The sequence below is a fragment of the Arthrobacter sp. BF1 genome (assembly GCF_056680215.1).
This window is the reverse complement of sequence record NZ_CM155271.1, coordinates 3,852,925-3,867,293: the sequence shown is the minus strand read 5'-3', so window position 1 is coordinate 3,867,293 and position 14,369 is coordinate 3,852,925. Positions and strand designations below refer to the sequence as shown.

The following is a 14,369-nucleotide window of genomic DNA, read 5'->3' as shown; positions in this document are numbered from 1 at the left end:
CGGGCCCCGTTTTGGTCCGGTGTACTAGCATGAGATTCCATGGCTGAACAAGAAGACACGCGGCGCCCGGCAAATGGACCACCGAAGGCGCTGGTTCCACGCAGTCAGCTCGGCGGTACAGATCGCAAGCGCAGCGGGCCGGAATTCGAGAACCGCCCGCCTGTTTCCAGCCAGGAGCTTAGCCGCGGCCCGGCTGAACTGATCGAGGAGCCCCAACCCAAGGTCAACTGGCGCGTGTTCGTCATCGCGTCCGTAATCATCGTCGCCTTCTCCGTGTGGGCGATGCTGGTGCCGGCGACCGCCCAGTCCACCATGAAAACAGTGGTGGCTTGGATCGCGGAGAACGTGGGCTGGTTCTACGTCCTCACCGTGACTGTGGTGATCGGGTTCGTCCTGTGGGTGGCCTTTTCCAAGGAAGGCTCCGTCCGGCTCGGTCCGGACCACTCGCGGCCCCAGTACAAGCTCTTCACCTGGGTAGCCATGCTGTTTGCCGCCGGGGTGGGCATCGACATGCTGTTTTTCTCGGTCACCGGGCCCATCAGCCAGTACATGTCGCCGCCAGCAGGCGAGGGACAAACACCGGCAGCTGCCGCGGACGCGGTGGTGTGGACCATGTTCCACTACGGTGTGGCCGGCTGGGCCATGTATGCCCTCCTCGGCATGGCCATGGGATACTTCGCCTACCGGTGGGGCATGCCCCTGTCCATCCGGGCTGCTTTGTATCCGCTGCTGGGCAAGCGGGTCCGTGGCGGCATTGGCGACGCGATCGACATCGTCACCCTCGTGGGAACTGTCTTCGGTGTTGCCACGTCCATGGGGATCGGCGTGGTGCTGCTGAACGTGGGCTTCGCGTTGATGTTCGGGCTGGAACAAGGACTGGCGCTGCAGATCGCGCTCGTGATTGTCGCTGTCATTCTCACCATCGCCGCGTGCACCTCGGGTGTTGATAAAGGGATCCGCTGGATTTCCGAACTGAACATCTGGAGTTCCGCGGCCATGCTGCTGTACATCCTGGTAACCGGCCAGACCTCGTTCCTGCTCAATTCAATGGTGGAGAACATTGGCCGGTTCCTGTTCACCCTGCCCGACCGCACCTTGCAGACCTTCGCCTACGAAGACGGCGGGTCTCAATGGATGGCCAGCTGGACACTCTTCTTCTGGGCGTTCTGGCTGGCGTGGGGCCCGTTCGTGGGCCTGTTCCTGGCCCGCATCTCACGCGGCAGGACGCTGCGGGAGTTCGTGATTGCCGCCATCACCGCCCCGGTACTGTGCGACTTCCTGATTGTGAGCATCTTCGGCAACAGCGCCATGCACGAGGTCCTGAGCGGAAACAAAGACTTCGCCCAACTGGCCATGGACAGCCCGGAACAGGGCTGGTACGCCTTGCTGGAAATGTTCCCCGGGGCCTCTTTCCTGATCGGGCTGGGCACGCTGTCCGGCCTCCTGTTCTACCTGACGAGCGCCAACTCCGGCGCCATGGTGATGTCCAACTTCTCCTCCTCCATCCCGGACCCGTCCCAGGACGGCGCCAAATGGCTGCGCATCTTCTGGGCTGTCCTCACCGCCTTGCTGACCATCGCAATGCTGGTTGCCGGCGGCGTGACCACCATGGAGTACGCCACGCTCATCTTTGCCCTGCCGGTGACCGTGATCGCCTGGCTGGTGATGGCGTCGTTCTCGAAGGCATTGCGAATGGAACGTGCTGAACGCGAGGGCCAGGTCCTGCGCAGGCAGTCGACGGCGGCGCACGGCGGCATGGTGCCGGACCGCACCTGGCGGCAGCGGCTCGCCGGGATGCGCTCCTATCCTTCCAAAAAGCAGGTTGCCCAGTTCATGGAACGCGTTGTGCAGCCGGCCCTGGCCGACGTGCTCCGGGAGTTCACCAAGCAGGGCTACCAGGCAACCCTGGACATCATCCCCAACGAGGAAACCAACATCTCCAGCCACGCGCTGGTTGTCAGCATCCCAAACCACCGCGATTTCCAGTACCAGGTCCAGGCTGTGGAAGCGCCGGTGCCCATGTTCGGCGGCCGCATGTCCCGCGAAACCGACGTTTACTACCGCGTGGAAGTGTTCGCACAGACAGGGTCCGAGGGCTACGACCTGATGGGTGTGACCCACCAGCAGATCATCGACGACGTCCTGGACCGCTACGAGGCCCACCTCGGCTTCCTGACCTACTCCACCCAGCACGATTACGCCTCGGTGCTCACGCCGCCGGTGCCGCCCGCCACGGGCTCCATCGCCAGGATTGAACCCGCAGAAGCCGACAGCGGGGACGCGGCGGGTAAGGAATGACGGCCAAGGAGTGCCGGTTGTGGGCCGACGGTCGTGGGCTGACGGCTGTGGGCCGACGCGCGGAAGGGCCGCGTCAGCCCCTGACGCTCTGGGCCGTCCGGTAGTCAGCAGCGGGGTAGACGCCCAGGATCCGCACTTCGGTGGTGAAGAAATCCAACTCCTCCAGGGCCAGCCGCAGGGGCAGGTCCTCGGGGTGGCCCTCCACGTCAACCATGAACATGGTGGCGGCGAACTCGTCACCCACCATGTAGCTCTCCAGCCTCGTCATGTTCACGCCGTTGGTGGCGAACCCGCCCAGCGCCTTATAGAGCGCTGAGGGGACGTTCCGGACACGGAACACGAAGCTGGTCACTGCCGGGCCCGTCAACTCGGCCCGGGTGGGCAGTTCCATTTCGCGGGCCAGCACCACAAAACGGGTGGTGTTTGACGGATCGTCCTCGACGCGCGACGCCAGCACTTCCAGGCCGTAGATCTGGGCGGCGAGCGGGGGAGCGAGGGACAGTTTGGTGGGGTCGTTCCATTCCCGGACCTCCCGGGCTGAGCCGGCGGTATCACCGGCGATGACGGGGCGGAGCTTGGCGTCGCGGATCAGGCGGCGGCACTGCCCCAGTGCATGGATGTGGCTGTGGACCTCGGTGGCGCCTTCGATGGTGCTGCCCGGGATGCCCAGCAGGTCGAAGTGGATGGGCAGGAAGAACTCGCCCACGATCTGCAGGTTCGACTGGGGCAGCAGGATGTGGATGTCAGCCACGCGGCCGGCAATCGAGTTCTCGATGGGGATCATGGCCAGCTCGGCTTCACCGCTGGAGACCAGCTCGAAGGCGTCCTCGAAGCTGGCGCACGGAATGCTTTCAAGCTCGGGGAACATGTCCATGCAAGCGATATTTGAGTTGGCGCCGGGTTCACCCTGGTACGCAATTTTCTGGGCCATGCTCGGTATGGTTTCACGTCTGGCGCCCGCGGACCCAACCGAGGCGACGCTGAGCAGTGAATTTTAGGGCGAATGACACAAAGGGCTGGGCGATGCAATCGGTTGTTATCATTTCATGTTGAACATTTAACAAATTTGAGGAGACAGTGTGGACGCGCGGCTTGAAGCCATCCGGAATACGGTATTGGCGCGAAACCCTGGCGAGGCCGAGTTCCACCAAGCCGTGACCGAGGTTTTCGAGAGTCTCGGCCCCGTCCACGACAGGCACCCTGAGCTGCTTGAGGCAGCCATCCTGGAGCGTTTGTGCGAGCCCGAGCGCCAGATTATCTTCCGCGTTCCCTGGACCGACGACTCCGGCCGTGTGCAGATCAACAGGGGTTTCCGGGTTGAATTCAACTCCGCCCTTGGCCCCTACAAAGGCGGCCTGCGCTTCCACCCGTCGGTCTACCTCGGCATCGTGAAGTTCCTCGGCTTCGAGCAGATTTTCAAGAATGCCCTCACCGGCATGCCCATTGGCGGCGGCAAGGGCGGCTCGGACTTCGACCCCCGCGGACGCAGCAACGCTGAAATCATGCGGTTCTGCCAGTCGTTTATGACCGAGCTGTACCGCCACATCGGCGAGTACACGGACGTGCCCGCCGGTGACATTGGCGTGGGCGGACGCGAAATCGGCTACCTCTTTGGCCAGTACAAGCGCATCACCAACCGTTACGAATCCGGCGTCCTGACGGGCAAGGGAATTTCCTGGGGCGGCTCCCTGGTGCGCCCGGAAGCCACCGGCTACGGCACCGTTATCTTCACGCAGGAGATGCTGAAGACCCGCGGAATGTCCTTCGATGGTCAGCGCGTCGTGGTGTCGGGTTCCGGAAACGTGGCCATCAATGCCATAGCCAAGGCCCAGACGCTCGGTGCCAGCGTGGTGGCGTGCTCCGACTCCTCCGGTTACATCGTGGATGAGGCGGGAATCGACGTCGCACTTTTGCGCGAGATCAAGGAAGTGGAGCGCGGCCGCCTCAAGGATTATGCCGTCCGCCGTCCCGGTGTTTCCTACGTGGAGTCCGGGTCCGTGTGGGACGTCGACGCTAAAGTGGCGCTGCCCTGTGCCACGCAGAACGAGCTCGACGGCGATGCTGCTGCGCGGCTGGTCCGCAATGGTCTTGTCGCGATCGGTGAAGGCGCCAACATGCCCTCCACCCGTGACGCCGTGTCGTTGTTCCAGGACGCCGGGGTGCTGTTCGGACCGGGCAAAGCCGCCAACGCAGGCGGGGTTGCCACGTCGGCGCTTGAGATGCAGCAGAACGCCAGCCGCGACTCTTGGACCTTCGAACACACCGAGCAGCGACTCACCGAAATCATGGTGGGAATCCACGACCGCTGCGCGTCCACCGCGGACGAATACGGCGAGCCTGGCAACTACGTGCTGGGAGCCAACATTGGCGGCTTCGTCAAGGTGGCCGACGCCATGCTTGCGCAGGGGCTGATCTAGCGCCTCCCCCAAACAGCACGTTCTCTGACAGAGGCCGCGGACCGATAAGGTCCGTGGCCTCTGTGCTTTCCTGGCACGTTTTGAGGCGCCAGCTGCCACGTGACGCAGGGCTGGAGTGACATCTGAGACTCGCCTGCGGATGACGGAAACGTTGATTTAACCGGGCGGAAACCTACGGCGAAACGGCAGTCCTAGAGTTGGAATCAGGCGGCAATAGCTGCCTTCCAATGAACGTGGTACTGACTCCGCGTACCTCTCCGACGCGGCCTCGGCGGGCAATTTCCGTTTTCTCTTCGCATCACGAAAGGGGTTTCCCATGGATTCGGGAAATGTCGCTTGGATTCTGGCCAGCTCGGCGCTGGTCTGCATGATGATCCCCGCCCTCGCCCTGTTTTACGGGGGCATGGTGGGGTCTCGTCGCATTCTCAACATGATGATGATGTGTTTCGGCGGCGCGAGCCTGGTGGCGGTGCTCTGGGCGCTATTCGGCTACTCCATGGCCTTCGGCAACTCCGTCGGGGGCCTGGGACTGATCGGTGACATCACCGAATTCCCGGGCATGGGACAGTTGCTGGCCAAGGACGACTCGGCAGCCATCCCTGTGATCCTGTTCGCCGCGTTCCAGCTGTTCTTTGCCTGTGTCACCACGGCGCTGGTAGCGGGAGCGGCGGCCGGACGCATGAAGTTTGGTGCATGGATGCTGTTCGCTGGCATCTGGGCCACCATCGTCTACTTCCCCATCGCGCACTGGGTGTTCGCCTTCTCGTCTGCCGACGGAACCGTGACCGGAGGCTGGATTGCCAACGGCATCAAGGCTATCGACTTTGCCGGCGGCACCGCGGTGCACATGAACGCCGGCGCGGCCGCACTGGCGCTGGCGCTGGTTCTGGGCAAGAGTTCCGGCTGGCCGAAAATGGAGCACACCAAACCTCACAGCAGGCCATTGGTGCTCATTGGCGCCGGGCTGCTGTGGATTGGCTGGTTCGGCTTCAACGCCGGCTCCGCCCTCTCAGCCGGCCAGTCGGCGTCGGTGGTCTTCCTGAACACGGCAGTGGCGGCTTCCGCCGGGCTCCTCGCCTGGGCGCTGGTTGAGCGGCTCCGCCACGGGGCAGCCACCAGCATGGGCGCGGCATCCGGCCTGATCTCCGCGCTGGTTGCCATCACTCCGGCCTGTGGTGCCGTCAGCCCGCTGGGCGCACTGGCCATCGGTGCCATCGCTGGCGCAGTCTGCTCGCTCGCCATCGAATGGAAGTTCCGGCTGGGCTACGACGACTCACTCGACGTTGTTGGCGTCCACTTGGTGGGCGGCATCATCGGCACGCTCCTGATCGGGCTCTTCGCGACCGACAAGGCTCCGAACGGAGTGAGCGGCCTCTTCTACGGCGGCGGCTTCGAGCAACTTGGGATTCAGGCGCTCGCCACCGTGTCCGTTCTGGCCTACTCCTTCGGAGTGACCTGGATCCTGGCGAAGATCCTGGACCGTGTGGTCGGCCTGCGCATCAAGCCGGAAGACGAGCTCCGGGGCATCGACCTCGCTGCGCACTCGGAGCTGGCCTACCTGACGGACGAAGACCCGGTGCAGCTGGGTTCGCCCCAGCGGGCCTAATAGCAGCGGGCCCGACATAAGTCACCCCCTACAGGTCAAACCCTGACCGCCTGAATATCTCAATAGATCACGAGTTCGGCCCCGGGGCCGAACTGCGGACCGGTGCCAGCGCCCGCTGGCTTATAGTTCCGCGGTTCGGCCCACGGTCGTGAGTGCGGCCCAGGCCTCAGCCGACCAGCTGGCAAATGGATCCTGTGGCAGAGGCTGTCCTGGCAGTGAGTCGTCCGGGAACAGCACATAGTCCGGAAGATCATCTCCGGGCAGCGGAAAGCTCACCAGATCAAGTTCCGGGAAGGGATCTTCGGGGAGATCCTCAAACAGCGGACTATCTGGCGCAGCCCGGCGATAGGAAGGATCCGCAGGAACATGCCTGTCCTCGCGCAGGCCCATGCCGGACACAGGGTAGCCCGTAGGCAGGGCGTCGCAGGTCAGGGGATAGCCCGGACTGGTATTGGAGGGTACAGGGTAGCCAGGCTGGAGGGTGTCCGAAGGCGGAGGATAGTCCGGAAGGTTGTCGGAGAAACCCGGATCAGCGTGAAGGACGGCGTCAAACCCGGGGTCTTCCAGTTGCTGCGGCCAGACGGGTGGTTCCCAGCCGGGGTGTTCGCTGGTGTAGTGGCGGCCGGGGGGGGAGATCCAGCCGGGTGGTTCGGTGAAACTCGCCGCGGTGGGTTTCCAGGCTGTGGTGTGTTTGAGCCGGTGGTGTTTGGGGCAAGGCTGGCCGAGGTTGCTGATCCCAGTGGCTCCGCCCTGGGCCCAGGCGAGGAGGTGGTCTGCTTCGTTGTCCAGGGAGCTGTTGCTGCAGCCGGGGAAGGGACACTTGCCGTCCCGCAGCCGTAGCCATTGACGCATGGCTTTGGTGAGCCGGTAGCTGGTGCGGCCGATCTCCAGCGGCGCCCCGTCTCTGGGGTCGACCAGGACGCGGTGGAACGAATCGGCGCCGTTCGCCACGAGGGCCCGGGCCATCGACGCCGGGATCGGCCCGTACCCGTCCAGCATGGCCGGCTCCTCGGTCAGGCCCATGAGCGCGAACACGGGCACGGTGACCAGGACCTGGGCTTTCGGGGATGGGGCCGACTGAGCGTTGCCACCGAGGAGCCAGTCCGCGACGGTGTCCACGCGGAGTTGGGTTAGGGTTCTGGTTTCGGTGGGGCCTTGGAGGGCACGGGCGGCGGTGGTGGCGCGGTCCCAGATCCCGGCGGCCTGATCGGCGGGGAGGTAGGCCGAAAGCCAGGCCATCCCGTCGCGGTCAGGGGTGTACTCGAGGCGACGGTCGGCGGCGGAGCGGGTGTGGCGTTTTTCGATGCTTTCGGGGTGGTGGCGTTCGCGCCAGGTGCGGGCTTTGGCGCGGAACCGGCCAGGGGTCAGCTCACCGGCCGGTCCCCGGGCGGGGTTGGGTGCGGCGGGGTCCAGGAAGTGGGCTTCCAGGGCTGCCGTGCCCGCGTGATCGAGGTTGAGGGTTTCGTCCACCATGATCCGGGCGTGCTGCCACGACATGGTTCCGGCCTGCAGGGCGGCCAGGGTCAAGGGCAGTGTGGTGGTGAGCCGGTGGGAGGTGGACAGAAGCGAGGCGGCGTTCGGTTCGCTGACGGTCAGGACGCAGGCGACCTCGGCGATCGCGGCCATTTCGTGGGCGGTGTTCTCCTGCGGGGATAGCGCCGGTGGCGTGAGCGCCGTGGTTCCGTCCCGGAATTCCGTGGTGGTGAAAACTTTCAAAGCGGCGGTGCTTGCTTCGATCCGGGAGATGACGGCCAGGCGGTCCAGGGAGCCGTCCACACCCTGGCGCAGCGGATCCGGCCCGGCGGGGTCCTCACGCTGGCGACGGCGGAGTTCGGTCAGCTCGGCAACACCAGCCACGACGGCCTCAAACGCCGCATCCGCAGACGCCATGTTAGCCGACATCGCGTCCGCCGACGCCGCATCGACTGGCACGGCTGCTGCTGGGCCGACGTCCGCCCACGCCGCGCCTGCTGAGCGCTCGTTTGCTGACACCGTCCCTGGCCGATCGTCCGCTGCTGTGCTTTCCATGCCTCCATCATGTCGAGGGGGTACGACATTTAAGGTGGTCAGCGGGGCCACCCGAAAAAGAATTTTTAGGTATTTCAGCAGCGGAGTTCCCGCACCGTCGTGGTCGTGGTCGTGGTCGTGGTCATGGTCGTCGCCGTCGCTGTCGTCTGCCGCGCAGCCGGACCGATTGCGTGATGGACTCCACAGCCAGGCCTGGCAGCTCAGAACGGCGGGCGCTAGTAGCCTGTTCACCTCCGCCGCACGCCGGCCTCCGCCGCACTCTTGAAGGACATAAAGATCAGTCGCTCCATCGCCACCAAGGTTCTCGCACTGTTCACCAGCCTGCTTCTCGCAGGCGCCCTCGCCGGTTGTGACGCCGCAGCCCAGGCGGCCGGACAAGCCGCAGGGCAGGCAGCAACAAAGATGGCCGAAGGGGTCAGCGGGGCACCGTCGGGCAATGCCGCCGGATCATCGCTAAGCCCCGCCGACGTGGCTACGGCCATCACCCAGCTGGAGACCATCCCGGTGAAGGGGCGCGCTCCCAAGACCGGCTACACCCGCGAGGAATTCGGCCCCGCCTGGGCCGACGTCGACAGAAACGGCTGTGACACCCGGAATGACATTCTCGCCAGGGACCTCGAAGGGGAGACGTTTAAGCCCGGGACGCAGAACTGCGTGGTCGCCACCGGAGTGCTGGCCGATAAGTACACCGGCACCACCATCAACTTTGTCCGCGGCAACAGCACCAGCACCGCCGTCCAGATCGACCACCTTGTCGCCCTGAGCGACGCTTGGCAGAAGGGGGCCCAGCAGCTCAGCGCCGATCAGCGCAAGGAGTTGGCTAACGATCCCCTGAACCTCATGGCTGCAGACGGCCCCACCAACGGAGCCAAGGGCGACAAGGACGCGGCCACCTGGCTCCCACCAAACAAAGCATTCCGCTGCGAGTATGTTGCCCGTCAGACAGCCGTCAAGGCCAAGTACCAGCTGTGGGCCACCCAGGCCGAGCATGACGCGATCGCCGGGATTCTGGCTGCCTGCGCTTAGTCCTTGAACAGCCCCGCGAGGTCCTCGGCCGTGATCGCGACGCCGGAGAGGGCATCGCCTTCCATGACGTCCGCAAACAACTGCGACTTCCGGGCCTTCAGGGCCATGACCTTTTCCTCGATGGTGTCCTTGGCCACCAGCCGGTACACCATCACATTCCGGGCCTGTCCGATCCGGTGGGTCCGGTCCACGGCCTGGGCCTCGGACGCGGGGTTCCACCAGGGATCCAGCAGGAAGACGTAATCGGCCTCGGTCAGGTTCAAGCCAAAGCCGCCGGCCTTGAGCGAAATCAGGAACACCGGGGCGCTGCCGTTCTTGAATTCATTGACGACGTCGGTACGGTTCCGGGTGCCGCCGTCGAGGTAGCAGAACTCGATCTTCTCCTCCACAAGGCGTTCGCGGACCTTGCCCAGGAAGCCGGTGAACTGGCTGAAGATCAGCGCCCGGTGGCCCTCGGCCACAAGGTCCTCAAGCTGCTCGAAGAGCACGTCCAGTTTCGAGGACCGGACAGCGGAGAGCGACGGATCCACCAAGGACGCGTCCAAACTAAGCTGCCGCAGCAGCGTGAGCGACTGGAAGATCGTGAAGCGGTTCTTGTTGACGTCCTCGATCAGGCCGAGGATTTTCTGCCGTTCGCGCTGCAGGTGCGTCTGGTAGACCTTCTGGTGGCGCGGGTTCAGCACCACTTCCAGGATCTGTTCCTGCTTGGGCGGCAGGTCCTTGATGACTTGGTCCTTGGTGCGGCGCATCATGAGCGGACGGACCCGACGGCGGAGCTTCTCCAGCTGCCCCTTGTCGCCGTTCTTTTCCACCGGCTTTTGGTAATACTCGGCAAACCGCTTGGGGCTCGAAAACAGGCCCGGCGCCACGATGGACGTCAGCGCCCAAAACTCCATGAGGTTGTTCTCCAGCGGCGTGCCCGTGATGGCCAGCTTGAACGGCGCGGGCAGCTTCCTGGCGCACTGATACGCCTTGGACTGGTGGTTCTTCACGAACTGCGCCTCATCCAAAACCAAGCCCGCCCAGGTTTTGGAGGCATAGGAATCGTAGTCGATCCTGAACAGCGCGTAGGAGGTAATAACGATGTCCGCCCCGCCCAGTTCCACGGCGGCATCCTGACCGTTTTTGGCAAAGGTTTCGCTGACGGTCCGGACGATCAGGCCCGGCGCGAACCGCGCGGCTTCGGCCGCCCAGTTGCCCACCACGCTGGTGGGGGCCACCACCAAAAAGGGAGTCCCGCCGTCGTACGCTGCTACTTCAGCAACGTCAGAGGCAGCAGCAGCAGCCTGCTCCTTCGCCGCGCACATCAGCGCGAGGGCCTGCACGGTTTTGCCAAGGCCCATGTCGTCGGCAAGGACCCCGCCGAGGCTGTGCTTGTAAAGGAAGCTGAGCCAGTTGAAACCCTCAAGCTGGTAGGGCCGCAGTTCGGCGTTCAACGAGGCGGGCAGCGGCAGCCCGTCGATGCCGCCTTCGAGCAAGCCGCCCACCGCGGTGCGCCAGGCGGAAGCCTGCTCGTCCACGATGCCCAGCTGCGCGAGTTCGTCCCAGAGCCCGGCTTGGAAACGGCTGATCTGCAGCGGCGCGTCCTTGTTGTCCTGCAGCGAGCGGGCTTCCTCGATCAGGGCCCGCAGCTGGTGCAGTTCCGGGAGGTCCAGGGAGAAGTAGGCGCCGCTGGGCAGGAGCATCTTGGTCTGGCCGGCAGCCAGCGCGGAGAACACGGCAGCGAAGGACACAGGCTGGCCTTCGAGTGAAATCTGGATGCCAAGGTCGAACCAGTCGCGCTGCTCGGTGGCCTTGGTGGAGATGGAAACCACCGGTGCTTCCTCGGCCTCGCGGTAATCCGCGATATCGCCCGCGGTGTCCACGGAAACATCCGGCGCCTGACGCAACAGGGGCAGGACTTCCTCGGTGAACGCGAGGGTGTCCAGGCCGCTCAGTTCCGCCGAAGCCGATAGGCGCGGCGTGCCCCAACCGCCGGTGGCCGATTCGCCCAAGGCGGTGACAACGTCCCACGGCTGGCCAATGCCCTCCAGGATGCGGGCCTCGGCGGTGTCGTCACGGTAGCCGTGGTCGCCAGGGTGCCGCCAGAGCGGCTGGGCGGTGACCATGTTCCCGGACTTGTAATGCCATTCCCAGTGCAGCCGCACGCGGTGGTCTGCGCCGTAGTTGGCCAGCAGCGAGAGTGTGGGGACGGCCAATGCGGGCAACTGCACCGACTCATCTTTTGCGGTGACCCGCGCGGACTGCTTCAGCTTCGGGTAGAAACCGGTGAGGAAGCGGGTCTCATCCTTCGCGGGGATGTGCAGGGTGCTGCCGGCGGTCACGAAGGTCAGCAGCTCCTCGCTGAGGCCACTTTCGAGCGGTGCCAGCGTGATCACGTTGTCTGCCGCGACACCGGGCAGCGCCTCGCCGCCGGTGGTGAGGAAAATGCCGTGCGCGGGGCGGCCGATGGTGCCAACCGTCGCCGGATCAACGTCTTCCCCCTCCACGGTGATGGTGGGCGCGAGCTCCAGCCCGCCGTCGTCGGCCGTTTTTGCAGCGGACTCGGTGGCTTCCGGGCTGACTGCGGTGCCGTAGCGGCTCAGGTTAAGCCCGACGGCGGCGGGAGACTCCGCGAGCCGCACCGGCTCAGTGCCGCGGCTGTGGACGAGGGCGAGGCCGATCTTTTTGGCGTCGGCGAGCAGCCCCCACATGTTCTTCCCGGCGAAGGTATTCAGGCCCAGCCAGAGTGCGGAGGAGTTGTGGACCCGGTTGGCGGCGGCGGTGTGCGCGGCGAGGAACGTCTGCATCCACTCGATGTGCGCCTCGTTGCATTCGCGCCGGAAGTTCAGGTAGCTGAGGGTGTTCCAGGAGACGTCACCGCGGATCCATTTGCCCTTGGCGCCCATGACCACGGGCCGGGCTTTGAGCTGGCGAACGCTGCGCAGCGGGTCGCGGCGGCCTGTGTAGGAGAAGTGCGGGGCCGGTTCTTCGATCTCAAACTGGAGGGCCAGCGGGATGCCGTTGCTGGACTGGGTAATGCCGGGCTGCGAAATCAGCGGGCTGAGGGCCTGTTCCCAGTCGGCCAGATCCAGGCTGGCGGGCTGGCGGGAAAGCCGGGAGACCTCGGCCGGCGCCAGGAGCTGGACGCGGATGGCGGGGTTGTCCTCTGCGGCGAACAGCAATGCCGCCACGTGCTTGCAGTCCTTGCGGACGGGGCAGCTGCAGACGCCCACGGTGCAGCTCCAGCCGCCCGTTTTCCGGACCAGCTTGGCCGTGGTGGAGTAAGGCACGTCCGCGCCTCCCCGGACCTTGCCCAGCATGAGCCCGGTGGCGGCGTCGAACGATATACCGGAAACGCGGCTGCCCATGGCATACGCCAGACCGGCCGCGAGGGAACGGTCGTTGATGGCGGGAGTCTGTATTGCCAGTGCCGCACTCTCGTCCGGTTGGGATGGCATGGTGCGCGCTACTTTCAGCTGGCCACGGCGGGGCCGTGTCCGATCGGTGGTTATCTGATTCATCTTAGTTCGCCCGGCGGGGGCCTGAAACTTCGCCTGACGTTCACTTCCGCCTCAACCCACCGCTGTCCGGCCCCACGTAGCGTGAAAGTGTCCCGAGCAACATCCGGTTTTCAGCAGCAGTGAGGAATCCCATGACCACGAGCCAGAACCCTGTCGTCCTGACCAAGGCCAGCATCGAAGCCGGGAGCGAGGAGGTTGTCGATGCCAACGTTCACGTGGTGAACGCCATGTACGGGAGCCTGCTCGACTCCGGCGAGATCGCATCCGCTGCACTCCGCAGCTACTACGTGGACTTCTACGTCACCCAGTCCCTGGAGGGCGGCTTCGCCCAGTACGTGTTCACCGCGGACCGCGACGAGGTGGACCCGCTGATCCGCGAAGGACTGGAGAGCATGGGCGCAACGGCGCACCTGGAGCTCTTCAACCGGACCGTTTCGGTGTTTGATGCCCTGTCCGAGGAGGACGAGGAGCGCTACCTCGACGGCGACCTGGACGCCGAGGAAGAGTCCAGCGACGCCGTCCGCACCATGGAAGAACTCGACGGCGAGTTCGAGGAACTCTTCGAAACCGAGAACATCACCGCCCTCAACGCAGCCTGGCTCCTGGGCCAGGAAAGCCTGCTGGTGCTGGACGACGAGGAGCTCAGCGCCTACATCGAACGCCAGGTTGCGCTCCTGCCCGACCTCGAAGAGCGCCAGGCCCGCGCAGACGAGGAAGCTCTCGACAACGCCCCGGATTTTGAAATCATCATCCGCGAACTGTGCGATGTGGCCGGCTACGAACTCGAGAAAATCACCATGGGTGACCCCAACTACGTCCACAACGGCGAGAAGACGCTGGCCTGGCACTTCAGCACGGACCACGGCGACTTCCTCATGGTGGAGGAAGAGGACGAGGCGTTCATGATCAACCCGGAGAACCAGGAGATCATTGCCGCCGTTGAGTTCGAAGAAGCGGACAACGACGAGATGATCGAGGCGTAGCGCGCCTCACCTGACGCCGGCGGCGGGTTCGCCCAGTTCGCCGAAAGAGCGCGAGGTCGCCGGAAGTGTGCGGGGCCGCCGGGAAGTTCCGGCGGCCCGGCAGCGTTCCGGCGATTTCGACGGCGGCCGGTGCGTCAGGTGTTCTGGTCCAGCGCCGCAGCGAGGATCTCCAGCAGTTCCCCGTCCACCGGCTCCTGCATCCGCGATGGGCCGCAATTCCGGGTGCTTGGCGTTCTGCCCGTTGATCAGTTCGTCCGCGTCCCGCAGCATGAAGTCCGGATAACCGAACAGCTCCCAGGACACGGCGTACTGGGCGTGGCCTGTGATGCCGTGATCGTCGCGCATCCAGGCACGGAGGCCGCCGTCGTTCTTTATGCCTGCAGTGCGGGCGAGATCCGCCCAGTAGGCCACGTCCTGGCGTGCCGGACGGGCACAACGGCCGGGCACTGGAACGGGTTCCGAAAAGAAATTTTCGAAGGCCGTAACTTTCCCGGTCCGGCCGGCGATG

General features: G+C 64.9%; 9 protein-coding genes. 5 read left to right on the top strand and 4 right to left on the bottom strand.

Going from position 1 to position 14,369, the window contains the following annotated elements; genetic code table 11:
- Positions 1–39: 39 nt before the first annotated feature.
- Positions 40–2,298, top strand: coding sequence for a choline BCCT transporter BetT (gene betT / locus AC1MCD_RS18205; protein ID WP_498673965.1), 2,259 nt, complete (start codon positions 40–42; stop codon positions 2,296–2,298).
- Positions 2,299–2,371: 73 nt separating this feature from the next.
- On the opposite strand, the gene AC1MCD_RS18200 is transcribed toward betT, so the two are convergent.
- Complete coding sequence (locus AC1MCD_RS18200) at positions 2,372–3,229, bottom strand: prephenate dehydratase (RefSeq protein ID WP_498673962.1); 858 nt, start codon at positions 3,227–3,229, stop codon at positions 2,372–2,374.
- Positions 3,230–3,377: 148 nt separating this feature from the next.
- Between AC1MCD_RS18200 and gdhA the strand changes: the two genes are divergently transcribed.
- Both gdhA and AC1MCD_RS18190 read left to right on the top strand, forming a co-directional pair.
- Positions 3,378–4,715 (top strand): NADP-specific glutamate dehydrogenase, encoded by a 1,338-nt coding sequence (gene gdhA / locus AC1MCD_RS18195; protein ID WP_498673960.1) that lies wholly within the window; start codon positions 3,378–3,380, stop codon positions 4,713–4,715.
- A 316-nt stretch (positions 4,716–5,031) separates the two neighbouring features.
- Entirely contained in the window at positions 5,032–6,321 is a 1,290-nt protein-coding gene (locus AC1MCD_RS18190) for an ammonium transporter (protein WP_498673958.1), read from the top strand.
- Positions 6,322–6,441: 120 nt separating this feature from the next.
- Here the strand turns inward: AC1MCD_RS18190 and AC1MCD_RS18185 are convergent, their stop codons facing one another.
- On the bottom strand, positions 6,442–8,223 hold the full coding sequence (locus AC1MCD_RS18185) for an HNH endonuclease signature motif containing protein (protein ID WP_498678415.1): 1,782 nt from the start codon (positions 8,221–8,223) through the stop codon (positions 6,442–6,444).
- Positions 8,224–8,610: 387 nt separating this feature from the next.
- On the opposite strand from AC1MCD_RS18185, the gene AC1MCD_RS18180 reads away from it, so the two are divergent.
- The gene (locus tag AC1MCD_RS18180) at positions 8,611–9,375 is read left to right on the top strand and encodes an HNH endonuclease family protein (RefSeq protein ID WP_498673956.1); all 765 of its coding nucleotides are present in this window, start codon (positions 8,611–8,613) and stop codon (positions 9,373–9,375) included.
- Here AC1MCD_RS18180 and AC1MCD_RS18175 read toward each other — a convergent pair.
- On the bottom strand, positions 9,372–12,815 hold the full coding sequence (locus tag AC1MCD_RS18175; protein ID WP_498673955.1) for a DEAD/DEAH box helicase: 3,444 nt from the start codon (positions 12,813–12,815) through the stop codon (positions 9,372–9,374). The two genes, AC1MCD_RS18180 and AC1MCD_RS18175, sit on opposite strands and share 4 nt — an antisense overlap.
- A 194-nt stretch (positions 12,816–13,009) precedes the next feature.
- Between AC1MCD_RS18175 and AC1MCD_RS18170 the strand changes: the two genes are divergently transcribed.
- Complete coding sequence (locus AC1MCD_RS18170; protein WP_498673953.1) at positions 13,010–13,861, top strand: DMP19 family protein; 852 nt, start codon at positions 13,010–13,012, stop codon at positions 13,859–13,861.
- A gap of 6 nt (positions 13,862–13,867) precedes the next feature.
- Here AC1MCD_RS18170 and AC1MCD_RS18165 read toward each other — a convergent pair whose 3' ends face one another.
- Positions 13,868–14,308, bottom strand: coding sequence for a DUF5655 domain-containing protein (locus AC1MCD_RS18165; protein ID WP_498673952.1), 441 nt, complete (start codon positions 14,306–14,308; stop codon positions 13,868–13,870).
- Positions 14,309–14,369 lie beyond the last annotated feature (61 nt).

Excerpts from the sequence above, each read along its gene's own strand:
- AC1MCD_RS18175 (WP_498673955.1), bottom strand. The coding sequence starts at position 12,815 with ATGCCATCCCAACCGGACGAGAGTGCGGCACTGGCAATACAGACTCCC.
- AC1MCD_RS18190 (WP_498673958.1), top strand. The coding sequence starts at position 5,032 with ATGGATTCGGGAAATGTCGCTTGGATTCTGGCCAGCTCGGCGCTGGTC.
- betT (WP_498673965.1), top strand. The coding sequence starts at position 40 with ATGGCTGAACAAGAAGACACGCGGCGCCCGGCAAATGGACCACCGAAG.
- AC1MCD_RS18170 (WP_498673953.1), top strand. The coding sequence starts at position 13,010 with ATGACCACGAGCCAGAACCCTGTCGTCCTGACCAAGGCCAGCATCGAA.
- AC1MCD_RS18185 (WP_498678415.1), bottom strand. The coding sequence starts at position 8,223 with ATGTCGGCTAACATGGCGTCTGCGGATGCGGCGTTTGAGGCCGTCGTG.
- AC1MCD_RS18200 (WP_498673962.1), bottom strand. The coding sequence starts at position 3,229 with ATGGCCCAGAAAATTGCGTACCAGGGTGAACCCGGCGCCAACTCAAAT.